19 protein-coding genes are annotated in these 23,690 nt (G+C 68.2%); 18 read left to right on the top strand and 1 reads right to left on the bottom strand.

All coding sequences use genetic code 11. The features are described from left to right. Positions 1–40: 40 nt before the first annotated feature. From BMY12_RS00875 to BMY12_RS00820, 12 genes are all read left to right on the top strand, one after another. A complete protein-coding gene (locus BMY12_RS00875; protein ID WP_093281614.1) occupies positions 41–1,318 on the top strand; it encodes a cobyrinic acid a,c-diamide synthase CobB in 1,278 nt (425 codons plus the stop codon). After that, complete coding sequence (locus BMY12_RS00870; protein ID WP_093280755.1) at positions 1,300–2,763, top strand: cobyric acid synthase; 1,464 nt, start codon at positions 1,300–1,302, stop codon at positions 2,761–2,763. Before BMY12_RS00875 ends, BMY12_RS00870 begins: the two co-directional genes overlap by 19 nt. Beyond that, positions 2,760–3,284, top strand: a complete 525-nt coding sequence (gene cobU / locus BMY12_RS00865) for a bifunctional adenosylcobinamide kinase/adenosylcobinamide-phosphate guanylyltransferase (RefSeq protein ID WP_093280752.1) — start codon at positions 2,760–2,762, stop codon at positions 3,282–3,284. The genes BMY12_RS00870 and cobU overlap by 4 nt, the downstream gene beginning before the upstream one ends. After that, positions 3,281–4,339 (top strand): nicotinate-nucleotide--dimethylbenzimidazole phosphoribosyltransferase, encoded by a 1,059-nt coding sequence (gene cobT / locus BMY12_RS00860; protein ID WP_093280749.1) that lies wholly within the window; start codon positions 3,281–3,283, stop codon positions 4,337–4,339. The genes cobU and cobT overlap by 4 nt, the downstream gene beginning before the upstream one ends. After that, on the top strand, positions 4,339–4,875 hold the full coding sequence (locus BMY12_RS00855; protein ID WP_093280747.1) for a histidine phosphatase family protein: 537 nt from the start codon (positions 4,339–4,341) through the stop codon (positions 4,873–4,875). The genes cobT and BMY12_RS00855 overlap by 1 nt, the downstream gene beginning before the upstream one ends. Positions 4,876–4,882: 7 nt before the next feature. After that, positions 4,883–5,641 carry an adenosylcobinamide-GDP ribazoletransferase gene (locus tag BMY12_RS00850; protein WP_093280744.1) on the top strand — a complete coding sequence of 253 codons (759 nt, stop codon included), beginning with the start codon at positions 4,883–4,885 and terminating at the stop codon, positions 5,639–5,641. Positions 5,642–5,674: 33 nt separating this feature from the next. Further along, a complete protein-coding gene (locus BMY12_RS00845; RefSeq protein WP_093280742.1) occupies positions 5,675–6,475 on the top strand; it encodes a tyrosine-protein phosphatase in 801 nt (266 codons plus the stop codon). Positions 6,476–6,681: 206 nt separating this feature from the next. Beyond that, complete coding sequence (locus BMY12_RS00840; protein ID WP_093280739.1) at positions 6,682–8,214, top strand: amidase; 1,533 nt, start codon at positions 6,682–6,684, stop codon at positions 8,212–8,214. 11 nt (positions 8,215–8,225) lie between these two features. Beyond that, on the top strand, positions 8,226–9,860 hold the full coding sequence (locus tag BMY12_RS00835; RefSeq protein WP_093280736.1) for an amidase: 1,635 nt from the start codon (positions 8,226–8,228) through the stop codon (positions 9,858–9,860). 17 nt (positions 9,861–9,877) lie between these two features. Next, positions 9,878–10,459 carry a peroxiredoxin gene (locus BMY12_RS00830; protein ID WP_093280733.1) on the top strand — a complete coding sequence of 194 codons (582 nt, stop codon included), beginning with the start codon at positions 9,878–9,880 and terminating at the stop codon, positions 10,457–10,459. Beyond that, positions 10,456–11,157 (top strand): cytochrome b/b6 domain-containing protein, encoded by a 702-nt coding sequence (locus tag BMY12_RS00825; protein ID WP_093280730.1) that lies wholly within the window; start codon positions 10,456–10,458, stop codon positions 11,155–11,157. Before BMY12_RS00830 ends, BMY12_RS00825 begins: the two co-directional genes overlap by 4 nt. A 42-nt stretch (positions 11,158–11,199) precedes the next feature. Next, on the top strand, positions 11,200–11,658 hold the full coding sequence (locus tag BMY12_RS00820; RefSeq protein WP_093281612.1) for a cytochrome c: 459 nt from the start codon (positions 11,200–11,202) through the stop codon (positions 11,656–11,658). Between the two features lie 127 nt (positions 11,659–11,785). Here BMY12_RS00820 and BMY12_RS00815 read toward each other — a convergent pair whose 3' ends face one another. Continuing rightward, entirely contained in the window at positions 11,786–13,429 is a 1,644-nt protein-coding gene (locus BMY12_RS00815; protein ID WP_177188779.1) for an amidase family protein, read from the bottom strand. Between the two features lie 142 nt (positions 13,430–13,571). Here BMY12_RS00815 and BMY12_RS00810 point away from each other — a divergent pair, with 142 nt between their 5' ends. The 6 genes from BMY12_RS00810 to BMY12_RS00780 all read left to right on the top strand — a co-directional run bounded on the left by BMY12_RS00810 (position 13,572) and on the right by BMY12_RS00780 (position 23,631). Further along, positions 13,572–15,158: an amidase family protein gene (locus BMY12_RS00810; protein ID WP_245732291.1), complete on the top strand. Its 1,587-nt coding sequence runs from the start codon at positions 13,572–13,574 to the stop codon at positions 15,156–15,158. Between the two features lie 12 nt (positions 15,159–15,170). After that, a complete protein-coding gene (locus BMY12_RS00805; protein ID WP_093280722.1) occupies positions 15,171–16,343 on the top strand; it encodes an efflux RND transporter periplasmic adaptor subunit in 1,173 nt (390 codons plus the stop codon). Then, positions 16,340–19,471, top strand: a complete 3,132-nt coding sequence (locus tag BMY12_RS00800) for an efflux RND transporter permease subunit (protein WP_093280719.1) — start codon at positions 16,340–16,342, stop codon at positions 19,469–19,471. Before BMY12_RS00805 ends, BMY12_RS00800 begins: the two co-directional genes overlap by 4 nt. Further along, positions 19,468–21,402: an amidase gene (locus tag BMY12_RS00795; protein ID WP_093280717.1), complete on the top strand. Its 1,935-nt coding sequence runs from the start codon at positions 19,468–19,470 to the stop codon at positions 21,400–21,402. Before BMY12_RS00800 ends, BMY12_RS00795 begins: the two co-directional genes overlap by 4 nt. Before the next feature lie 610 nt (positions 21,403–22,012). Beyond that, complete coding sequence (locus tag BMY12_RS00785; protein WP_177188778.1) at positions 22,013–22,582, top strand: RNA polymerase sigma factor; 570 nt, start codon at positions 22,013–22,015, stop codon at positions 22,580–22,582. Positions 22,583–22,587: 5 nt separating this feature from the next. Beyond that, complete coding sequence (locus BMY12_RS00780; RefSeq protein ID WP_093280709.1) at positions 22,588–23,631, top strand: FecR family protein; 1,044 nt, start codon at positions 22,588–22,590, stop codon at positions 23,629–23,631. The last annotated feature ends 59 nt before the right edge of the window (positions 23,632–23,690 follow it).

Genomic DNA, 23,690 nt, shown 5'->3' with positions numbered 1-23,690 from the left:
TGCAAGCAGGCCCGCCACCGTGAGCCGCTGTCGCGCCCTGATGATCAGCGCGCCGGCCTCGGGTCAGGGCAAGACCACGCTGACCGCGGCCCTGGCGCGACGGGCGCGACAGCAGGGCCTGCGCGTGCGCGTGTTCAAGACCGGCGCGGATTTTCTCGATCCCATGCTGCTGGAAGCCGCCAGCGGCGCGCCGGTGCACCAGCTGGATTTGTGGATGTGCGGCGAGGCGCAGTGCCGGCACCTGCTGGCCGAGGCCGCGCGCGAGGCCGAGCTGATTCTGGTCGAAGGCGTGATGGGCCTGTACGACGGCGAGCCTTCCAGCGCCGATCTGGCGCAGTGCTTCGATCTGCCGGTGCTGGCCTTGATCGAGGCCGGCGCCATGGCACAGACCTTCGCCGCCCTCGCCCACGGTCTGCGCAGCTTCCGCACCGGCCTGCGCTTTCATGGTGTATTCGCCAATGGCGTCGGCAGCGCCGCGCACGCGCAGCTGCTGCAGGACGCGCTGCCCGCCGATCTGCCGCTATGCGGCTGGCTGGCGCATGCGGCCGAGCTGAGCCTGCCGCAGCGGCATCTGGGCCTGGTGCAGGCCCGCGAGCTGCCGGATCTGGATCGGCGCCTGGACGCGCTGGCCCGCGCGCTGCAGGCGCTGCCCGCCTTCGACACCCTGCCGCTGCTGGACTTCACCGCGCCGGCCGCGCCGGCGCAGCACGCGATGCTCGAAAACCTGCGCATCGGCATCGCACGCGATGAAGCCTTTGCCTTCGTCTATCCCGCCAATCCCGAACTGCTGCAGGCAATGGGCGCGAGGCTCAGCGAATTCTCGCCGCTGCACGATGCCGGTCTGCCGCAGGTCGATGCCCTGTATCTGCCCGGCGGCTATCCGGAACTGCATGCCTCGCGCCTGGCGCGGAACACCGCCTTGCTGACGGCGCTGCGCGAACACCATGCGCGCGGCAAGCCGCTGCTCGCCGAATGCGGCGGCATGATGCTGCTCTGCGAACAACTGGTGGACGCCGACCATCAGGCGCACCCCATGGCCGGCCTGCTGCCGGCCCGCGCGCTGATGCAGCCGCGACTGCAGGCGCTGTCACTGCAGAGCCTGGCGCTACCGGACGGCGAGCTGCGCGGACACAGCTTTCACTACTCGACACTCCAGACCAGGCAGCCGGCCGCGCGGCAGGCGCGCACCGCGCAGAACCAGCCGGGTGAAGCGGTGTTTCAGACGCGCGGCCTCACCGCTTCCTATCTGCATTTCTACCTGCCGTCCTGCCCGCCGGCGGCTGCCAGCCTGTTCAGACCATGCGCAGCCGCACACTGATGATTCAAGGCACCAGCTCGGACGCCGGCAAGAGCACGCTGGTGGCGGGCCTGTGTCGTGTGCTGCATCGGCGCGGTGTTGCGGTGGCACCCTTCAAGCCGCAGAACATGGCGCTCAACAGCGCGGTCAGCGCCGACGGCGGCGAGATCGGCCGCGCGCAGGCGCTGCAGGCGCAGGCTGCCGGCATCGAAGCCAGCTCCGACATGAATCCGGTGCTGCTCAAGCCGCACAGCGATTGCGGCGCGCAAGTCATCGTGCAGGGCCGCGTGCTCGGCAATATGGACGCGCTGGCCTATCAGCAATACAAGCGCATCGCCCGCGCGGCGGTGCTGGAATCGCATGCGCGGCTGTCCGCCCGCTATCGCGCCCTGATTGTCGAAGGCGCCGGCTCGCCCGCGGAAATCAATCTGCGTGAACACGACATCGCCAACATGGGTTTTGCCGAGGCCGTGGACTGTCCGGTGCTGCTGATTGCCGATATCGGTCGCGGCGGCGTGTTCGCGCAGCTGGTCGGCACCCTGGCCCTGCTCAGCGACAGCGAACGCGCGCGCGTGCGCGGCTTTGTCATCAACCGCTTCCGTGGCGAGCGCCGCCTGCTCGAATCCGGTCTGCAGTGGCTGCAGCAGCACACGGGCAAGCCGGTGCTGGGGGTGCTGCCTTATCTGCACGGCCTGCATCTGGACGCCGAGGACGCCATCGACCGCGAGCAGCCCGCCAAGCCCCAGGCCCTGCTGCGCGTGGTGCTGCCGGCACTGCCGCATATCAGCAATCACAACGACTTCGACGCCCTGCGCCAGCATCCGCAGCTGCGCCTGCGCTTCGTCGGCCCCGGCGAGGAACCACCCGCGGCGGATCTGGTGATTCTTCCGGGCTCCAAGGCCGTGCGCAGCGATCTGGCTTGGCTGCGCGCGCAAGGCTGGGAGGACTATCTCAACACCCATCTGCGCTATGGCGGCCGCCTGCTCGGCATCTGCGGCGGCCTGCAGATGCTGGGCCGCGTGATCGCCGATCCCCTGGGCCTGGAAGGCAGCGCCGGCACGAGCGAGGGCTTCGGCTGGCTGGACCTGCACACCACGCTCGCCGCCGACAAGCAGCTGCGCAATGTGCAGGGCGAGCTGCGGCTCGAGGGCGGCGTGCCGGTGACGGGCTACGAGATTCACGCCGGCGTGAGCCGCGGCCCGGCGCTGGCGCGTCCGGCAATACGACTGGGTGAACGCGAGGACGGCGCCATCAGCGCCGACGGCCGTGTGCTCGGCACTTATCTGCATGGCCTGTTCGATCATCCGCAGGCCTGCGCCGCGCTGCTGCGCTGGGCCGGACTGGCGCGGCCGCAGGCCCTGGATCGCGGCGCGCTGCGCGAGGCGGCGCTGGCGCGTCTGGCCGATTGCCTGGAAGCCGAGCTGGATCTGCGCGCGATCTTCGCACTGCTGGAGCTGCCGGCATGAGGACCTTGATTCTCGGCGGCGCGCGTTCAGGCAAGACGCGCCTGGCGCAGCAGCTGGCCGCCGACAGCGCGCTGGCCGTCACGTACATCGCCACCGCCGGCGCCGGCGATGCGGAGATGGCGGCGCGCATCGCCCGTCATCGCGAAGACCGGCCCGCGCATTGGCAGACCGTGGAATGTCCGCACCAGCTGAGCGCAACGCTGCGCGCGCTGGCCGCGCCCGAACGCTGCCTGCTGGTGGACTGTCTGACGCTGTGGCTGAGCAATCTGCTGCAGCAGAGCGAGCAGACGCTGGCGCGTGAATGCGCGGCGCTGGGCGAGAGCGTCTCGCAACTGCCGGGCCGCATCATTCTGGTCGCCAATGAAACCGGCCTGGGTGTGGTGCCGCTGGGCGCGCTGACGCGACGCTTCGTGGATGAAGCCGGCCGCCTGCATCAGCAGCTGGCGCGGCGCTGCGATGAAGTCCTGTTGTGTGTGGCCGGATTGCCGCTGACCCTCAAATCCGCAGCAGGCCCGCAATGAACGCCCCCCTGCGCTGGCTGCATCATGCGGTTGCCGCGCCCAGCGCCGCACTGCGCGAGCAGGCGCGCGCACATCAGGCGCAGCTGACCAAACCCGCCGGCGCGCTGGGCCTGCTGGAAGATCTGGTCATTGAACTCGCGGCCATGCAGCATTGCCTGCGACCGACGCTGGAGCGGGTGCAGATCAGCATCTTCGCCGCCGATCACGGCGTGGCGGCGGAAAATGTCTCGGCCTTTCCGCAAGCCGTGACCGCACAGATGGTGGACAACTTCGCGCGCGGCGGCGCGGCGATCAGCGTGCTCGCCACCGAGCTGGATGCGCATTTCGAAGTGATCGACCTGGGCACGATGCTGCCCTCGGCGCCGCATGCGCGCGTGCGCCGCGAACGCATCGCCGCCGGCACCGCCAACTTCGCTCAGGACGCGGCGATGAGCGCGGCGCAGCTGGCCAGCGCCCTGGGCAGCGGCCACGCCGCCGTGCAGCGCGCGCGGGCACAGCAGGCGCAGCTGTTCATCGGCGGCGAGATGGGCATTGCCAACACCACTTCCGCCAGCGCCCTGGCCTGCCTGCTGCTCGACGCCGAGCCGCAAGCGCTCGTCGGTCGCGGCACCGGCCTGGACGATGCCGGCCTCGCGCACAAGATCAGCGTGATCGGCCACGCCCTGGACCGGCATCGCCCGCACTGCGGCACGCCGCTGGAGGCGCTGGCCCGGGTCGGCGGTTTTGAAATCGCGGCGCTGTGCGGCGCCTACATCGCCGCCGCGCAGGCGGGCTTGCCGGTACTGGTGGACGGCTTCATCTGCAGCGCCGCAGCGCTGGCCGCCTGCCGCCTCCAGCCCGGCGTGCGCGACTGGCTGCTGTTCTCGCATTGCGGCGCCGAGGCCGGCCATGCGCGCCTGCTGGAGGCCCTGCGCGCGCGCGGCCTGCTGGACCTGCAGCTGCGTCTGGGCGAAGGCAGCGGCGCGGCGCTGGCCCTGCCGCTGCTGCGTCTGGCCTGCCGCCTGCACGCGAACATGGCCAGCTTTGCGCAGGCCGGCGTCAGCGGACGCGACTGATGCACGTCGGCCTGCTGCGACACGGCGAGACGCTGCTGCCCGGACGCTACTGCGGGCGCACCGATGTGCTGCTCAGCGAGCAGGGTCACAGCGCGATGAGCGCGGTGCTGGCTGGCAGCAGCTGGCAGCGCGTGATCAGCTCGCCGCTGTCGCGCTGCGCACACTTCGCGCAGGCTTATGCCGCCGACCACGGCATCGCCTGCGCACTCGATGCGCGCTGGTGCGAGCTGGACTTCGGCGAATGGGAGAACAGCAGTGCCGCCGAGCTGCAGGCGCGCGATGCGCAGCGCCTGGGCGACTTCTGGCGCGATCCGCTGGCCAACCCGCCACCCGGCGGCGAGCGTCTGCAATCCCTGCAGGCACGCGTGAGCGCCGCCTGGGAGGAAGCGCTGACCCAGGCGCGCGAGGAAAACCTGCTGATCGTCACGCACGGCGGCCCCTTGCGCGTGCTGCTCGCGCAGCAGCGCGGCCTGCCGCTGGGCCAATGCCTGCAGATGGAAGTGCCGCTGGCCAGCCTGCGCCTGATCGAATGCTGAGCGGGCGATGAGCCTGCCCGCGCATCCTTTCTGCATCGCCCTGCAGTTTCTCAGCCGCCTGCCGCTGTCGCTGCGGGAAGCACCGTCACCGCCGGCGCTGGGCGCCTCCCTGCTCTGGTATCCGCTGATCGGTCTGTTGTTCGGCGCGCTGCTGCAGACGCTGAGTCTGCTGCCGCTACCCGCGAACCTGCTCGCCGCCCTGCTGCTGGCGGTCTGGGTGCTGGCCAGCGGCGGCCTGCACCTGGATGGTCTGGCCGACAGCGCCGATGCCTGGGTGGGCGGCGGGCAGGATCGCGCGCGCACCCTGGCGATCATGAAGGACCCGCGCGCCGGGGCCATGGCCGTGATCGCCATCGTGCTGGTGCTGCTGCTCAAGTACGCGGCGCTGCAGACGCTGCTGCGCACGCACAGCACTCTGCTGTGGCTGGCACCGTATCTGGCGCGCGGCGCGATGCCGGCGCTGTTCCTCAGCACCGCCTATGTGCGCGAGGCAGGGCTGGGCAGCACGCTGGCCGCGCAGCTGCCGCGCCGTGCGGCGCGGCTCGTCTGCCTGCTGGTCGCCGCCTCCTGTGCCCTGGCCGGGCGGCGCGGTCTGCTGGTCCTGCTCGGCGTGACGGCGCTGTTCCTGCTGCTGCGCATGGCGATGCTGCGTCGCCTGGGCGGCTTCACCGGCGACACCGCCGGCGCCCTGCTAGAGCTGAGCGAAACCCTGGCGCTGCTGATCCTCGCCGGGTACGAGGCCGCCGGCCGCGGGCTTGAGGGATAATGCCGTACCCTCTTTCTGCCGCCCCGTCGCCCCATGTCGCCTTTTGAATCGGATGCCCCTCTGCTCAACGGCGCCCCCAACTTCCGCGATCTGGGCGGCCATCTCGGCCATGAGGGCCGGCGCCTGCGTCGCGGCCGCGTGTATCGCTCCCAGGTGCTGGCCGAGATCGACGAACGCGATCTGGCAGTGCTGGCGGAGCTTGGCATTGGCGCGGTCTGCGATCTGCGCGGCCGGCGCGAGGCCGGACATCGACCCAACCGCTGGCCGGCGGGCGCCGAGCCGCTGCTGATCGCACCGCCGCGTCCGGCCGAGGCCGGCGCACGCAAGGCCAATCCTTCCGAATGGGTGCAGGCCATCGCGCATCCGGATTTCAAGCCCGAGCAGGCGCGGGCCTGGATGCTGGAGCTGTACCGGCGCATGCCGGAAGACTTCGCCGCGCATCTGGGGCTGGTGCTGCGGCATCTGGCGCGGGACGATGCCGGACCGGTGCTGATCCACTGCGAGGCCGGCAAGGACCGCACCGGTTTCGTCTGCGCGCTGCTGCTGCTGGCCCTGGGCGTCGAGGAAGACCAGGTGTTTGCGGACTATCTGCTCAGCGCCCGTCACTACCGCTTCGAATCCCTGCAGCGCCGCGCCGAAGCCGCACGCGGCGAACCCCTGCCCGCGCACGCCCTGCAGTCCCTGCAGGCCCTGGCCACCGTGCACGAGGAATACCTGCAGGCCGCGCTCGATGCGCTGCGCGCAGAGCATGGCAACACCGAACGCTACCTGCGCGAAGCCGTGGGCTTCGATGCGCAGGCGCTGGCACGTTTGCGCCATCAACTGCTGGAGTGAACCAGAGCGCCGGCACGCCTCCCGCTCAGCGCCAGGACCTGCCCGTGCCTGCAGATGACGCTCTGCCCGCGGCATGCGCGCCGACGGGGGCTCGGCAGCAGGACTTACGCAAACTCGCGTCATGAAGGTGGGGCCGCGCCCGCGCGCGCCGTCTTAGCTCTGGACAGCCGCCGCGCGCGGCGCATGGGCAGGGGACGGTGCATCGCATGAACGAGATCACAGCCGGCATCGGCGGCTATCGCAGCACACGCCGACAGTTTCTGATTCAGAGCGCCGCCGCCGCTGCCGCTGCGGCACTTGCAGGCACGCTGCGCGCCGAGGCTTCGGCAGCCAAGGCCGCGATTCCGGATGATCCGCTCTACACCTCGGCCACACGCCTGGCGGCGATGATCCGCGACAAGAAAATCTCCGCCGTGGAACTCACCACGCTCTACCTCCAGCGCATCGAGGCGGTGAATCCGAAGCTCAATGCCGTGGTCACGCTCTGCGCCGAGCGCGCGCTGAGTGAAGCTCGGATCGCCGACGAGATGCTCGCCGCCGGCAAGACCCGCGGCGCGCTGCACGGCGTGCCCTGCACCATCAAGGATTCGCTGCTCACCGAAGGCGTGCGCAGCACCGGCGGCACCCTGGGCCGCAAGAACCATGTGCCGTCCAGCGATGCCACCGTGGTGGCGCGGCTGCGCGAGGCCGGCGTGATCGTGATGGGCAAGACCAATACGCCGGAACTGACGCTGTCCGGCATGACCACCAATCTGATCTTTGGCAAGACCCACAATCCCTACAAGCTGGGTTATCAGCCCGGCGGCTCCACCGGTGGCGGCGCGGCGATGATTGCCGCCGGCGGCACGCCTTTCGACATCGGCACCGATTTCGGCGGCTCGATCCGCGGGCCCGCGCATTTCTGCGGCATCACCGGCCTCAAGCCCAGCACCGGCCGCGTGCCGCGCACCGGGCATATCGTCGATTACGGCGGTTACTTCGATGCCTTCCAGGTGGTGGGTCCGCTGGCGCGCTGGACCGAGGATCTGGAACTGATCCTGCCGATCATCGCCGGCCCCGATTATCAGGACGCCGCCATCCTGCCCATGCCCTGGTCGCCTTCGTCCAAGGTCGATGTCAAAGCGCTGAAAGTGGCCTGGTATGTGGGCAATGGCAGCGCAAAACCGCCGACACCGGCCACCGAGGCGGCGGTGAAGAAAACCGTGGAACTGTTCAAATCCCTGGGCGCCACCGTCACCGAAGACTGCCCCAAGGCCCTGATCAGGGAATCGCAGGAGCTGCGCAATGCCCTGTCCACGGCCGACGGTCGCGCCTGGGTCAAACGCATGCTGCGCAAGTACGGCACCGAGGAAGTCTCGCCGGTGATCAGCCTGCTCGACACGCCGCGCGCCGACGCCGCCGAGTTCACGCGCCTGGCCGAGGCCATGGACGCCAACCGTGCGAAGTTCCTCGGCTGGTTCAAGAACTACGATCTGATCATCTGCCCTGTCAACGGCGAACCCGCACAGCCCTGGCCGGACAATCCCAAGGCGCTGCCGCCGCAGCCCGACAACTTCGGCTACACCACCACCTACAACAACACCGGCTGGCCCGGCGTGGTGGTGCGCGCCGGCAGCTCGCCCGAAGGTCTGCCGATTGGCGTGCAGCTGATTGCCAAGCCCTTTCGCGAAGACCTGGCGCTGGCCGCCGCCGCCTTCGTCGAAGCCGGCACCGGCGGTTACCAGAAACCGGCGATCTGAAGGAGACGCGCATGCACACGCAAGAAGCCCCGGCCATCACCGATACGCAGACGCCCGCCGCGCCGCCCGCCCAGACCGCGGCCGCGCGCACGGCGCAGACGCCGCACGCAGGAAATCCTTCACGACGCGCGCTGTTGCTGGGCGCCGCCGGTGTCGGCGCCCTGAGCCTTGCCGCCTGCGACAAGCCTGCGCCGGGCGGCAGTGCGGCAGCGCCGACGCTGAGCCTGCCGGCGGCGCCGGACGATCTGGTGTTCCTGTCGGCGAGCAAGCTCGCGCAGCTGGTCCGCGACAAGCGCGTCAGCGCGCGGCAACTGGTGGCGGCGTTCTACGCGCGCATCGACGCGGTGAATCCCAAGATCAATGCCGTGGTGCAGTTCTGCCGCGAACGCGCCTATCAGGAAGCCGATGCCGCCGATGCGTCGCTGGCGCGCGGCCAGCTGCTGGGTCCGCTGCACGGCGTGCCGATGACCATCAAGGATTCCTGGGACACCGCCGGCGTGATCTCCACCGGCGGCACACAGGGCCGCGCCAACTTCATTCCCGAGCACGACGCCACGGTGGTCGCGCGTCTGCGCGCCGCCGGCGCGATTCTGCTGGGCAAGACCAATACGTCGGAGTTCACCATCGGCGGCATCGCCGGCCTGGGCACCACCGCGAACCTGATTTACGGCATGTCGAAGAACCCCTACGACGTGACGCGCTCCACGCTGGGTTCCACCGGTGGCGGCGGCGCCATCGTCGCGGCGGGCGGCTCGCCCTTCGATATCGGCACCGACTTCGGCGGTTCCATCCGCGGCCCCGCGCATGCCAATGGCATCGCCGGCATCAAGCCCACCACCGGCCGTGTGCCGCGCACCGGACACATCGTCGATTACGGCGGCGTGTTCGACGCTTATCAGCAAGGCGGCCCGCTGGCGCGCTATGTGGAAGACCTGGTGCTGCTGCTGCCGATCATCGCCGGCCCCGATGACAAGGACGCGCTCATCGCGCCCATGCCCTGGCCGGATCCGGCGAAGGTGGATGTGAAATCACTGCGTGTGGCCTGGTACACCGACTTCGGCGCCGATGACAAAGGTGAAGCCGCCAAGCCTACGCCGGAAATGATCGCCACCGTGCAGTCCTGCGTGAAGCATCTGCAGAGCCTGGGCTGCCAGGTGAGCGAGGCGCGACCGCCCGAACTGCTGGCCATCAACGATATTTCCACGCGCCTGCGCGAGGGCGATGGCAATGCCTGGCAGAAGCGCCTGGTGGAAAAGTACAAGACCACCGTGCCCGGGCCGGCACGCCGCTTCGATTATCCCCTGCTCAAGACCGAGGATTACACCGAACTGCTGGAACAACGCGATGCCTGGCGCGCGAAGATGATCGCCTGGGTCAAGGACTACGATCTGATCGTCAGCCCCGTGCAACTGGGGCCGGCGCCGGTGATCGGCTCGCGCGAGTACGAAGGCAAGCGCGGCAACAGCTTCACCTCCACCTACAACTTCACCGGCTGGCCCAGCGGTGTGCTGCGCGCCGGCACCTCGCCGGAGAAGATGCCGCTGGGCGTGATGTTCACCGCCCAGCCCTGGCGCGAGGATGTGGTGCTGGCGGCGATGGCCGAGATCGAACGCCGCTTCGGCGGCTGGCAGAAACCTGCGCTCTGAACCAGGGGTGATTCGCAATGAACGCATGGCGCTACTGCCTGACGCTCTGCGCGCTGCTGCTTGCGGCGCCCGCCTTCGCCGCCTTGCCGGTCGGCGCCAGCGCGCCGATGTTCGAGGCACGCGCCTCGATGGCCGGCGAGGCCTTCGATTACTCGCTGGCGCAAGCGCTGAAGAAAGGCCCGGTGGTGGTGTACTTCTATCCGTCCGCCTACACCGGCGGCTGCAATGTCCAGGCACACAGCTTTGCCGTGAACCTCGACAAGTTTGCGGCAGCCGGCGCCAGCGTCATCGGCGTGTCGCTCGACAGCATCGAACGCCTGAATGATTTTTCCGCCGATCCCGAATACTGCGCCGGCAAACTGGCAGTGGCCTCCGATGCCGATGGCCGCATCGCGCGGCGCTATGAGCTGAGCATTCGCGAGGCGCAGGCGGGACGCAAGGACACGCGCGGCATCGAGATCGGCCACGGTTTTGCCGAGCGCACGACTTTCATTGTCGATCGCCAGGGCCGCATCGCTTCGGTGATCGGCGGCATGGGCGCGGCGGAAAATGTCGCCGCCTCGCTGGCTGCGGTGCAGAAGCTCAGCGCGGATCCATGAGTCCGGGGTCCGGCTCGCGGCGCACCGTGTGGGATCTGCCGCTGCGACTGTTTCACTGGTTGCTGCTGCTGAGCGTGACGGCGGCCATCGTCAGCGGCAAATGGGGCGGCGCCGCGTATGCGCTCTGGCACGGCCGCATCGGCCTGTTGATTCTGGGGCTGCTGAGCTTTCGCCTGCTCTGGGGCCTGGTCGGCACGCGCAGCGCGCGCTTTCTCAGCTTCTGGCCCACGCCCGCGCGGCTGCGCCGCTATTTCTCCGGGCAATGGCAAGGCGTCGGCCACAGCCCGCTGGCCGGTCTGGCGGTGCTGGGCCTGCTCTTTGTGCTCGGCGCGCAGGTGCTCAGTGGTCTGGGTGCCAATGACGACATCGCCTTCGCCGGGCCGCTCGCCGCCTGGCTCAGCAAGGCCGACAGCGATGCCTTGAGCCTCTGGCATCAGCGCCTGTCCTCCGCGTTGCTGGCGATGATCATGCTGCATCTGCTGGCCATCGCCTGTTACGAACTGCTGTTCCAGCATCGTCTGCTGCTGGCCATGCTCAGTCTGCGCAAGCGCCTGAACCGCGAGCGGGTCGCAGCCGCGCCCGCCTGGCGTCTGTTGCTGGCGCTGCTGCTGGCGCTGGCCAGCGTCTATTTCGTGCAGCAGCTGGGCCAGGTTCGTACGCCTGCCCCGCAAGCCTCGGTGGCCACACCGGCCTGGTGAGCGACGCATCTCTTTCCTCTGATGAAGCCCTGGATTCCCGCCATGAAAAAATCCCTCGGTCTGCTGCTCTGCGCTGCGCTGCTGAGCAGCGCCTCGCTGGCCGGTCCGCTCGAAGACCAGATCCGCTACCGGCAGTCCGCATATGCCTTCATCGGCTGGAACACCGCCCGCATCAAGGCCCAGCTCGATGCTGCCGAGCGCTACAACAAGGATCAGGTCAGCGCCGCCGCCAATGCGATTGCTGCAGCCGCCAACGCGGGCCTGGGTTCACTCTATGGCCCCGGCACGGATCAAGGCACCGGCTGGAGGCCGAGCCGGCTCAAGCCCGAGTTCTTCCAGCAGCAGGCCGAAGCCGCGCAGCTGGCGGGCGCCTTCAACAAGGAGGCCAATGAACTTGCGCGCATCGCGGCCGGCGATGATCTGGCGGCGGTGAAGCAACAGTTCGCCAGGCTCAGCGAAACCTGCAAGAACTGCCACAGCAGGTTCCGCACACGCGAGTGAACCGAAGCGCGCTGGGCACCACTGCCTCAAATCGGCACCGTAGGGCGGATTAGGCGCGAAGCGCCGTAACCCGCCGTACAGTTATGGCCCGGCATCGACAAGAGTCAACACGGCCCGCGCCTCAGCTTCAGCGCTTCAACGGCGGCAGCAGCGGCGAAGGCTTGCGCCACTTCGTGGCCTGCTCGTAGGCATAGGCAAAACCGATCAACTGTCCCTCTTCATAAGGTTTGCCCAGAAACCCAATGTCCATCGGCAAACCCTGACTGCCGAAGCCCATGGGCACCACCACCGACGGGAAACCCACCGAACTGTAGCCAGCCAGCGTCGCCGGCTGTGGCACCTCCGATTTCACGAAGCTGGGATCGTCGATGCTGTAGGCCGGATTCCTGATCGGCGGCGCGAAGCTGGCGAAGTACGGAAACACCAGCGCATCGACACCATAACGGCTGAACAGCGCAAGCTTGTCCTGCGTGGCCTGCGGCAGTGTCTTTTCGATGAACTCGCGATACTCGGGCGCCTCCGGCGAGGTCGTGAGCGAGGCCTTGAGCAGACGCATCACGCTGTCTTCCACCGGCAGCGGCGACTTCATCACCTCCTTTTCGTAAATCTCCACCATCTGCGCCACGGTCTTGGGCAGCGTGGGATCGGCGAACTTGGCCAGATAAGCCTCCCAGTCCTGGCGGAAACGATAATCCGACAGGCGCCGGATGTTGCGATTGCCCTCGCCCACGTACTTCTCCAGAAACGCCGCATCCAGATGAATGTCCACGGTGCTGGCGCCGAGCTTGCGCATCTGCGCCAGGGCCTGCTCGGCCAGCGCATCGATCTGCGGATCGCCGCCAAAGAAGTCGCGGATCACGCCCAGCTTCCTGCCCTTGAGTGCACCGGCCTGCAGATACTTCGTCCAGTCGATGTGGCCGCTTTTCACCGGATAGCGCCTGGCCATTTCCTGCCACACGCTGGCATTGAGCGGATCGGCACCGCCGTCTTCGCCCGCAATCACGCTGAGCAGAGCCGCGGCGTCGCTGACGCTGCGCGCCATCGGGCCTGCCGAATCGAAGTTGAGATTCTTCGGCGCGATGCCATCCCGCGAGATCAGGCCCGTGGTCGGGCGGATGCCGACCACGCCGTTGTAGGCAGAAGGACCGCGCACCGAGGTGCTGGTGTCGGTGCCCACCGCCAGCACCGTGAAGTTGGCCGCCAGCGCTGCGCCCGAGCCGCTGCTGCTGCCGCCGGTGTGGCGCTTGAAGTTGTAGGGATTGAGGGTCTGCCCGCCCACCGAGTTATAGCTGCCGCCGGCGAATTCACCCATCGCCGCCTTGCCCAGAATCACCGCGCCGGCTTCGCGCAGCGCGCGGGTGATGTAGGCATCATCCGGCGGAATCGCGTTGCGCAGAATCGCCGAGCCATTGCTGGTGGGCATATCCGCAGTGTCGATGTTGTCCTTGAGCAGCACCGGAATGCCGTGCAGCGGTCCGCGTGCGCCCTTGCGCTTGCGCTCCGCATCCAGGGCCGCTGCCTCGGCCTGCGCCTTGGGGTTGAGCGTGAGGATGGCATTCAGGCGCGGGCCGCCGTCCTCGTAGGCTGCGATGCGTTCGAGATAAGCCTGCGTGAGCTGCGCATAGCTGAGCGTGCCGCCGGCCACCGCCGCCTGAATCTGCGCGATGCCGGCCTCCTCCACCGCAAACGGCGGCGCGGCGATGGCGCTGTGCGCGGCAGCCGTCGCCAGCAGGCCGGCGCCGGACAGGAAGCGGAGAAAAGAGCGGTTCATGAGCGGCACCGGTGATGGCGATGCCTGCTCAGACGTGCCGCAGCCGGCGGCCCCGACCGTGGCCTGCGAGGTGGGGGGGCGCGGCCCGCAGGCCGTCTGACTGACTGTACCCCTGCTCCCGGCCTTCATGAGAACCCCGCGATTGGCGAACTGGCTGTGTCTGGCAGCCGCGATCCTGCTCAGCGCCAGCGCCCGCGCCGCGTTTCCCGTGGAGGAAACCAGTGTCGCTGCCGTGCAGGCCGCGTATCTGAGCGGCAAGACCACGGCCGTGGAAGTCACCCGCGCGCATCTGGCGCGCATCACGGCCTATGACAAGCAGGGTCCGCTGATCAACGCCCTGGTCACGGTCAATGGCCAGGCCCTGGAGGAAGCCGCGGCGCTGGACGCGCAGCTCAAGCGCAGCGGCAGGCTCAGCGGGCCGCTGCACGGCATTCCGGTGCTGGTGAAGGACAACATCGATGTCCTGGGCCTGCCGATGAGTTCCGGCTTCCAGGGCTGGAAGAATTTCTATCCCGCCAGCGATGCGACGCTGGTGCGCAAGCTGCGCGCCGCCGGCGCCATCATCATCGCCAAGGCTTCGCTCTCCGAATTCGCGCGCGGCGGCGGTGACAACATCAACTCGGTGGTCGCGGGCTTCGCGCGCAATCCCTACAACACCGCCTACGCCACCGGCGGTTCTTCCGGCGGCACCGGCGCGGGTCTGGCATCGAGCTTCGCCATCCTCGGCATCGGCACCGATACCGGCGGCAGCGTGCGCATGCCGGCAGCGCATAACGCGCTGGTGGGGCTGCGTCCCACCGTGGGCCTGGTCTCGCGCAGCGGCATGGTGCCGCTCAACAGCGTGCGCGACACCGCCGGGCCGATGGCACGCAGCGTGTATGAGGCAGCCTTGCTGCTCGACGTGCTGGCCGGCGTCGATGCGCAAGACCCCGCCACCGCGCGTGCGCAGGGTCATATCGCGGCGAGCTATACGAAGGGGCTGAAAGCCGATGCGCTCAAGGGCGCGCGCCTGGGGGTGCTGCGGCAGGTGTTCACGCCCGACAAGACCGATCCGCGCGTGCTGGCCAATTTCCAGCGCACCCTGGCGGAGCTGCGCGCCGCCGGAGCGGTGCTGGTGGAAGACTTCCAGGTGCCGGAACTGGACACGCTGCCGCGCGCGCCGCAGACCGCCGCGCGCTTCAAGGATGATCTGACGCAGTTCATCGCCCGGCATCCCGGCATTCCCTATCCTTCGGTGCAGGCCATCGCCGAATCCAGGCTGCTGCATCCCCTGCATCAGGCCGGCTTCGATCAGGCCGCCGCCGCCAGACCGGTCAAGGAAGATCCGGAAACCATCGAGGGCCTGAAAACCGAACAGGCCTATCGCGAGGCCTTCACGCGTGCGATGGACGCCGCCAAGGTCGATGCCCTGGTGTTTCCCACCTGGGCGCAGCTGCCGGCGATCAACGGCGATCGCAACACGCAGTTGATGGTGGCCGAGCCGCGGACCGGCACGCAGGCCGGCCCCACCGCGCTGGGCAGCAGCCTTACTTTCGTCGGCAGCACCCTGCAGTGGCCGGCGCTGTCGGTGCCCAACGGCTATCTGGGTGAAGGCCTGCCCGCCGGCCTGCAGATTCTGGGCCGCGCCTGGGACGAGGCGCGCATCCTGGCCTATGCCTATGCCTACGAGCAGGCCACGCATTACCGCCGCGCGCCGGCCAGTGTGCCGCCCTTGCCTGCTTCGCCCTGAGCCTTTTTTCGCATGCGCAAGATTTCCTGGATCACCGCCTTCGTGTTGCTGCTGGCCTTGCTGGCCGTACCCAAGCTGCTGCCGCTGCTGCACGCGCAAGGCAAAGGCGGCGAGAGCAACGCCGCCAGCGCCGGCCAGGACGGCGGCGGCAAGAGCAGAGAGGGCAAGAGCGGCAAGGGCGAAGGCAGGCCGCTGAAGGTATCCACGCTCAAGCTGCAGCCCACCCGCTTCACCGAGACCCTGAGTTCCACCGGCACGCTGATCGCCGAAGAGGCCGTGGAACTGCAGGCCGAAACCAGCGGCAAGGTGGTGCGCATCAACTTTGCGGAAGGCACGCCGGTGCGCAAGGGCGCGCTGCTGCTCAAGCTCAACGACGCCGAGTTGCAGGCCACCCGCGAGCGCGCTCGCCAGCGTCTGGTGCTGGCACAGTCCCGCGAGCAGCGCGTGGCGCCGCTGGTGGATCGCGGCCTGGTCTCGCCGGAGGAATACGACAATGTGCGCGCCGAGGTCGCGGTGCAGAAAGCCGAGATCGATCTGGCCGAGGCGCAGATCGCGCGCACCGAGATCCGCGCCCCCTTCGATGGCGTGGTGGGCCTGCGCTATGTGAGCGAAGGCAGTTATGTGAACGCCGCCACGCGTGTGGCCACGCTGCAGCGTCTGGACAAGCTCAAGATCGACTTCTCGGTGCCCGAGCAATATGCCTCGCGCATCCGCAGCGGTGCCGCCGTGCAGTTCAGCGTGGCCGGCACGCCGGGCCGGCATCAGGGCCGCATCTATGCCGTGGACCCGCGCATCGACGCCGCCACGCGCACGGTGCTGATCCGCGCGGTCTGCGCCAACCCCAAGGGCCAGCTGCTGCCCGGCGCTTTTGCCAGCGTGGAGCTGGTGCTGGATGAAATCGGCGATGCCCTGCTGGTGCCGGCGGCGGCGGTGATTCCGGGACTGGAAAAGAAGAACGTGTACGTGCTCGGTCATCAGGGCAAGGCCGAGCGCCGGGCGGTGGACACCGGCACGCGCACCGCCACCCAGGTGCTGATTCTCTCGGGCCTCAATGCCGGCGACACGGTGATCACCTCCGGCCTGCAGCAACTCAAGGATGGTCAGGCGGTGAGCACCGATGAGGGCGGCGGCAAGCGCGCCCGCCATGCTGCCGGCGCCACGGCGCCGACGCCGAGCGCGCCATGAGCAGCCTCAGTCACGGCCTCGCCGAGCTGAGCATCCGCCGCCCGGTGCTCACCATCGTGCTGTCGGTGCTGATCACCCTGGCCGGCGCGCTGAGCATCGCCGAGCTGGGCGTGCGCGAGTATCCGGCGGTGGATCCGCCTTCCATCTCCATCACCACCAGTTATCCGGGCGCAGCCGCCGAAGTGGTGCAGGCGCAGATCACCGAGCCCATCGAAGAGGCGGTGAACACCGTGGCCGGCATCGTCAATCTCACCTCGGTGAGCCGCGAGGGCGCCAGCCAGATCAATGCCGAGTTCTCTCTCGACACCAATCTGGAAACCGCCGCCAGCGATGTCCGCGATCAGCTCAGCCGCGCGGTGCGCAATCTGCCGCCGGACATCAATCCGCCCGTACTCAACAAGGCCGACGCCGACTCCTCGCCGATCTTCGGACTGGCGCTGAGCAGCCCCACGCGCACGCAGCTGGAGTTGGGCGCTTACGCCAATTCACTGAAGGAACGCCTGCAGACCGTACCCGGGATCGCCAGCGTCGATCAGCCGGCGGAGAAGCGCTACGCCATGCGCCTGTGGCTGGACCCCGAGAAGCTGCTGGCCTATGGCATCTCGCCGCTGGAAGTGCGCCAGGCCCTGGCACGCGAAAACGTCGAGCTGCCTTCCGGCCGCGTCGAGGGCGAGAGCGTGGAGCTGCCGGTGAAGACCCTGTCACGGCTCAACACCGCCGAGGAGTTCAACGCCCTGGTGGTCAAGCGCGAGGGCGACCGCATCGTGCGTCTGCGCGACATCGGTTATGCCGAACTGGGCGCGCAGAACGAGCGCGGCGCGCTGAAGATGGGCGACAAACCCATCGCCGGCCTGTACTTCAAGCAGCAGCCGGGCGCCAACCAGATCGAGATCGTCGATGCCCTGCGCGCGCGGCTCAAGGCCATCGCGCACGAGATTCCGCCCGACATCAAGGTGGACATCGCCTACGACAACACCGAGTACGTGCGCCGCTCGCTGCTGGAAGTGACGGAAACCATCTTCATCGCCTTCATGCTGGTGGCGCTGGTGGTGTTCGCCTTCCTGCGCGAATGGCGCACCACGCTGATTCCGATCCTGGCGATTCCGGTGTCCATCATCGGCGCCTTTGCGATCATGCAGCTCGCCGGCTTCACCATCAATGTGCTGACCCTGCTGGGCATCGTGCTGGCCATCGGCCTGGTGGTGGACGATGCCATCGTGGTGCTGGAAAACATCTACGCCAAGATCGAAAACGGCATGGCGCCGATGGCGGCCGGCATCGCCGGCACGCGCGAGATTTTCGTGGCGGTGATTTCCACCACCATCACCCTGGCCGTGGTGTTCATGCCGCTGCTGCTGATGGGTGGCCTGGCCGGGCGTCTGTTCCGCGAGTTCGGCGTGACCATCGCCGGTGCGGTGCTGATCTCCGCCGTGGTGGCGCTCACGCTCACGCCCATGCTCTGCGCGCATCTGCTCAGACCGCATGCCGGACACGGCTGGCTGTTCCAGCGCACCGAGCCCTTGTTCGCGGCGCTGGAACAGGCTTATGCGCGCGCCATCGGCCGCTTCGTGGATCGCCGCGGCCTGGCGCTGGGCGTGCTGGCCGGCGCCGGGGCACTGATCGCGCTGCTGCTGGCCAGCCTGCCGCGCGAACTCTCGCCCATGGAGGATCGCGGCCGCATCTGGGTGCGCGCCACCGGTCCCGAAGGCGCGAGCTATGAATACATGCAGGAGTTCATGGACCGCATCACGCAGGCCACCGCCGAGCGCGTGCCGGAGGCGCATCTGATGATGACGCAGGTGCCCGGCGCCGGTGGCGGCCCCGGCATCCAGGGGCCGGTCAACAATGGTTTCGTGCGCGTGTTTCTCAAGGACAAGGAAGCGCGTCAGCGCAGCCAGGGCCAGATCGCCGACGATCTGCGCGCGCTGCAGCGCCAGTACACCGGAGCACGCGTCAACATCACGCAGGAAGCCAGCATCGGCGAGCGTCGCGCCACGGAGAGCGGCGTGCGTTTCGTGATCGGCGGCCCGGAACTCAAGGATCTGGAAGAGGTGCTGCCGCATTTTCTGGAGGAGGCGCGCAAGAGCCCGGTGTTCAGCTTCGTGGATTCGGATCTGAAGTTCAGCAAGCCGGAAGTGCGCGTGACCCTGGATCGCGACAAGGCGCAGACCATGGGCGTGAGCGCGCAGGAGATTGCACAGACCCTGCAGGCCTCGCTGTCCGGGCAGCGCTACGGTTACTTCATCCTCGACGGCAAGCAGTACGACGTGATCGGCCAGTTCACGCGCGACTTCCGCTCGCGGCCCAATGATCTGGGCAACATCGCCGTGCTCAGCCGCGACGGCGCGCGCCTGCTGCGTCTGGACAATCTGGTCTCGCTCAAAGAGAGCAGTTCACCGCCGGAACTGTATCGCTACAACCGCTACAACGCCGCCACCGTCTCCGGCACCCTGGCCGAGGGCCACACCATGCTGGAAGGCATCCGTGCCTTCGAGGCGATTGCACGTGAGACCCTGGATGCGCGCTTCATCACCAGCCTCACCGGCGCGGCGCGCGACTTCGTGCAAAGCTCCTCGGCCCTGGGCTGGGTGTTTGCACTGGCCATCGTGCTGATCTATCTGGTGCTGGCCGCGCAGTTCGAGAGCTTCATCGACCCTCTGGTGATTCTGCTCACCGTGCCCCTGGCCCTGGCCGGCGCACTGCTGGCGCTGTGGTACTTCAATCAGACCCTCAACATCTTTTCGCAGATCGGTCTGATCATGCTGATCGGTCTGATCACCAAGAACGGCATCCTGATCGTGGAGTTCGCCAACCAGCGTCTGCGCGCCGGCGCGGCCACCCTGCGTCAGGCGGTGCTGGAAGCGGCCTGCGCACGTCTGCGTCCGATCCTGATGACCACGCTGGCGATGATTCTCGGCATCCTGCCCATCGCCCTGGCTCTGGGCGCCGGTTCGGAAAGCCGCGTGTCGATGGGCATCGCGGTGATCGGCGGGCTGATCTTCGGCGGCGCGCTGACCCTGTTCGTGGTGCCCGCCATGTATCTGCTGCTGGGCCGCCTCAAGCCTGCCGGCGCCACCGTCAACACAGCCGCCAGCGCTGCCCACCCGCTGCCCTCGCCCCTGCCATGATCAAGCACCTGCGTCTGCTCTGCCCCGCTCTGCTCTGCATCGCCGCGCTGCCGGCGCAGGCCGCGCCCTTCGCCGTGGAGGAAACCAGCATTAGCGCGATCCAGAACGCGATCCGCACGCACAAGACCACGGCCACGGAAGTGCTGGAGCAGCATCTGCGCCGCATCAAGGCCTATGACGGCGTCTGCGTGAAGCAGCCGCAGGGTGTGCTGGGGCCGGTGGAGACCATTGCCCATGCCGGACAGATCAATGCCTATACCTCGCTGAACCTGCGCCCGGCGGCGCTGGCGGAATGGGGCTTTGATCCGCACAAGGCGCGCAGTCTCACCGACAGCGCGGACGACGATCCGGCACTGCCTGACGCCCTGGAGACGGCCCGCGCGCTGGACGCCGGGTTTGCGCACAGCGGCAAGCTGGCGGGACCGCTGCATGGTGTGCCGATCTCGATCAAGGATCAGTACGACACCGCCGATCTGCGCACCACCTCGGGCGCCGATGCCCCCTATGCCAATGACCGTCCGCCGCACGACGCCGAGTTCGTGGCGCGGCTGCGCAAGGCCGGCGCCATCATCATCGGCAAGGCCAACATGGGCGAGTATGCCGGCGGTGATCGCAGCAGCTTCGGCGGCGTGAGCTGCAATCCCTATGACACCGAGCGCAGCCCCGGCCGCAGCAGCGGTGGCTCCGGCGCTTCGGTGGCCGCGAGCCTGGCGGTGTGTTCGATCGCCGAGGAATCCGGCCCTTCCGGCCGCAATCCGGCCAAGAACAACAATGCCGTGGCCCTGGCCGCCACGCAGGAGCTGGTGAGCCGTGCCGGCATGATCCGCGCGAGCGCGATGAATGATCGTGTCGCGCCGCTGTGCCGCTCGGTGAAGGACGTGGCCACGGTGCTGGACGTGATTGCCGGCTACGATGCCAAGGACGAGCTGACCGCGTTCGCGGTCGGTCGTCTGCCTCCGCAGCCTTACAGCGGCTACGTCGGCAGCGGCCGCCTCGATGGCCTGCGCATCGGCGTGCTGCGTGAATACATGGACCCGAAGCTGTTCACGCAGGCCGATCTCGACAGCATTGCGCTGGTGGAGCGCGCCGGCGAAGACCTGAAGAAGCTCGGCGCCACGCTCGTGGACCCCGGCCCCGGCGGCGCGCTGTTCCAGAGTTGCGTCGCACATCTGGTGCCCTCGGCCTATTCCGCCGGCCTGATCAGGCAGCTGCCCAAACAGTTCCCGGCCGGAGCCGACCACATTCCGCTGCTGCTGGCCATGCACAGCGGCCAGGCCGCGTTTCCCGATGAGGCCGGCATGAGCGTGCGCGGCCTGGGGGCGGATCGCACGGTCGGTGAAGGCCGCTTCGTGCTCGATCAGTATCTGGCGCAGCGCGGTGATGCCAATATCCGCAACACCGAAGACCTGATCGCGAAGTCACGCTTCTTCAGTGATGTGCGCGAAGGCTCAGGCTTTTCCGACAAAAAAAAGACACTGGAGGAGAAGTTCAAGGACAAGAGTCTGGACCTCTCCAACCGTCTGCAGCAGCGCTTCGCCCTGCAGCAGATCGTGCTGCAATGCATGGCCGAGCAGAAGCTCGATGCCCTGGTCTATCCCACCGGCAATATTCCGGCGCCCAAGCTCGGCGCACCCACCGAGCCCAACAAGAACGGCCGCTCGGCCCTGGCCTGGACGCTGCTCGGCGCCAATGGTTTCCCGGCGATCAGCGTGCCGGCCGGCTTCACCCGCGAGATCTATGACCGCGTGCCCGATGCCAGCGCCGAAGGTGGCACGCGCCTGCTCGGCCCGCTGGCGGTGCAGCTGCCGGTGGGCGTGGATTTTCTCGCGCGGCCCTTCGACGAGCCGCTGCTGCTGCGCATCGCCTCGGCCTATGAGGGCGCCACGCATCATCGCCGCGCGCCTGCGGATTTCGGCCCGCTCAAGCCCTAGCGCAACGCGCACCACAGACCGCTAGTCCTGGCCGCAGGCTCTTCGCGCAGCTCTGCGTTGCTCATCGTCGCCGGAGTGCCCGCTACGCCTCCGATTCGCGCCTTGATCTGCACGAAAGGCCTGCGGCCATCACCTGAGGCTCCGTTGCGCGCGCTGCACCAGGAACCTGGCTGCGTTCATCGCGAAGGCGCAGCGCCCAGCGCGCTGCGCCTTTGTTTTTGCCCGCGGCGCCCGGTGCCGGACGGCTGTCACGCCCGCTGACATCGCTTGAGTCTTCATCGTGTCGGGGCGCCCCTGACAGAACGCGCTGCGCGCCAGCATCCACGCACCGAATCAGCCCCGCGCGTGCGCGCCATACAAGGGCGCGACCGTGAATGAGTGCACCGAAAGCAAGTGCAGAAGATTTCCGTACAGGTAGGGGGTAATGCCGCGGCAACGTCCTGACTACTGGGCGCAATTCGGACCCAGGCCCGGCCGGGCCTCCGCCGCCGCATTTTTGCCCTGCAGCGCTTACTTTCACCGTCCTTTCACAAACGGCACAGTGCTTGCAGTGTCATGACCATCGGGGGCACCGCAAGTTCATTGCGGGCTGGTCAATTTTGGGATGCTCATGAGCGCGACGACTGAAGAGATTCTCTCCGACGGGCTGCGGCTGGCGCCGTCGCGCGACGCAGTCTCGGTGCCGGCACTGATCCGCCGCTACCATCATTCGCTGCTGCAGTTTCTCCGCCAGCGTCTGCGTCGCAGCGAAGACGCTTACGACGTCGCGCAGGAAGCCTATATCCGCATGATGCAGTACGAGGGCTCGCGCGAGATTCATTCGCCGTCCTCGCTGCTGTTTCGTATCGCCATCAACGTCGCCAATGATCTGGAGCGTGCCGAGCAGGTGCGCCGTGCTTCCGACCAGTGCCCCATCGATGACGTGGAGCTGGTTTCCGATGTGCCCTCGCCGGAGCGGCAGGTGTCGGGCCAGCAGGATCTGGCGGTGCTGCTGCGCGCGGTCGAGGACCTGCCGCCCAAGTGCCGGCAGGTGTTTCTGCTCAGCCGCGCACGCGGCATGACCTATCCGCAGATCGCGCGGCACTGCGGCATATCGGTGAAAATGGTGGAGAAGCACATCAGCCATGCACTCGCCGTTTGTCTGAAGAAGGTAGGGGGAGCCGACGCCGACACGTCCTGAGGCCAATGGAGAACAAAAATATCGAAAAGCTGATGGAGGAGGCCGCGCAGTGGTCGGCTCGCGCCTGCGCACCCGATTTTTCCGAATCCGAGCGCGAGCAGCTGCAGCGCTGGCTGCAGGACGATCCGGCTCACGCCGACGCCTTCGCGGCGGCCATGCTGGTCTCGGATGGTCTGCGCGAACTCACGCGCCTGGACCCGCGCCTGAGTGCGATGGCGGACGAGGCCTATGCCATGGGCACCGCTGCCGGCAGCACGGCGGCGCGTCCCCTGCCGCGATTCAGGCCGCGCTGGGTGATCGGCGGCGGGCTGGCTGCAGTGCTGGCGATCTTCACGCTGCTGGGCCAGCACGGCGCCATGCCGGGCAGCGGCGGTGAACCGGCCGCGCAGATTTACGCCGCCGGTGACAGCGTACGCCAAGTGCTGCTGGAAGACGGCTCGCAACTGAGCCTGGACACCGGCGCGCGCGTGAGCGTGCAACTGGGCGCGCACGAGCGGCGCCTGCAGCTGTTGTCCGGACGCGTGCTGTTCGAGGTGGCACACGACCGCAACCGTCCCTTCAGCGTCGATGCCAAGGGTCTGGTCACCACCGCCCTGGGCACACGCTTCCAGGTGGACATCGCGCCCGACGACGCGGTGTCCGTGGTGTTGAGCGAAGGTTCGGTGAAAGTGGATCAGCGCCTGGATCAAGGCATCGCGCGCAGCACGCGGCTGCGCCCGGGCCAGGCGATTCTGGCCGCCGCGCGCGGCGAAGCCGACTGGATCAAGCAGGACATCGATGCCGAGGTCGCCACCAGCTGGTCGCGCGGACGCCTGGTGTTCCGTGCCACGCCGCTGGCGCAGGCGGTGGCCGAAATCAACCGTTACTCCAAGACCCGCCTGGTGATCGCCGATCCGGCGCTGTCCGATCTGGCGGTGAGCGGCAACTTCATTCCCGGCGATGGCGCGGCCATCGCCGCCGCCTTCGCCGAGGTTCTGCCGCTGCGCGTGGTCGAAAGCGGCGGCGAACTCGTGCTGTTCCTGCGTCACGCACATGACCCGGATGGCTGAAGCCGTGCCGGCGCGCGTGCGCGGCACCGGCATCTGCAAACTGTCATCGCGGGAGGGCG

Source organism: Solimonas aquatica, from assembly GCF_900111015.1.
Lineage (GTDB): Bacteria > Pseudomonadota > Gammaproteobacteria > Nevskiales > Nevskiaceae > Solimonas > Solimonas aquatica.
Note: the sequence above shows the minus strand (reverse complement) of the source record. Positions and strands in the feature narration are given on the sequence as shown.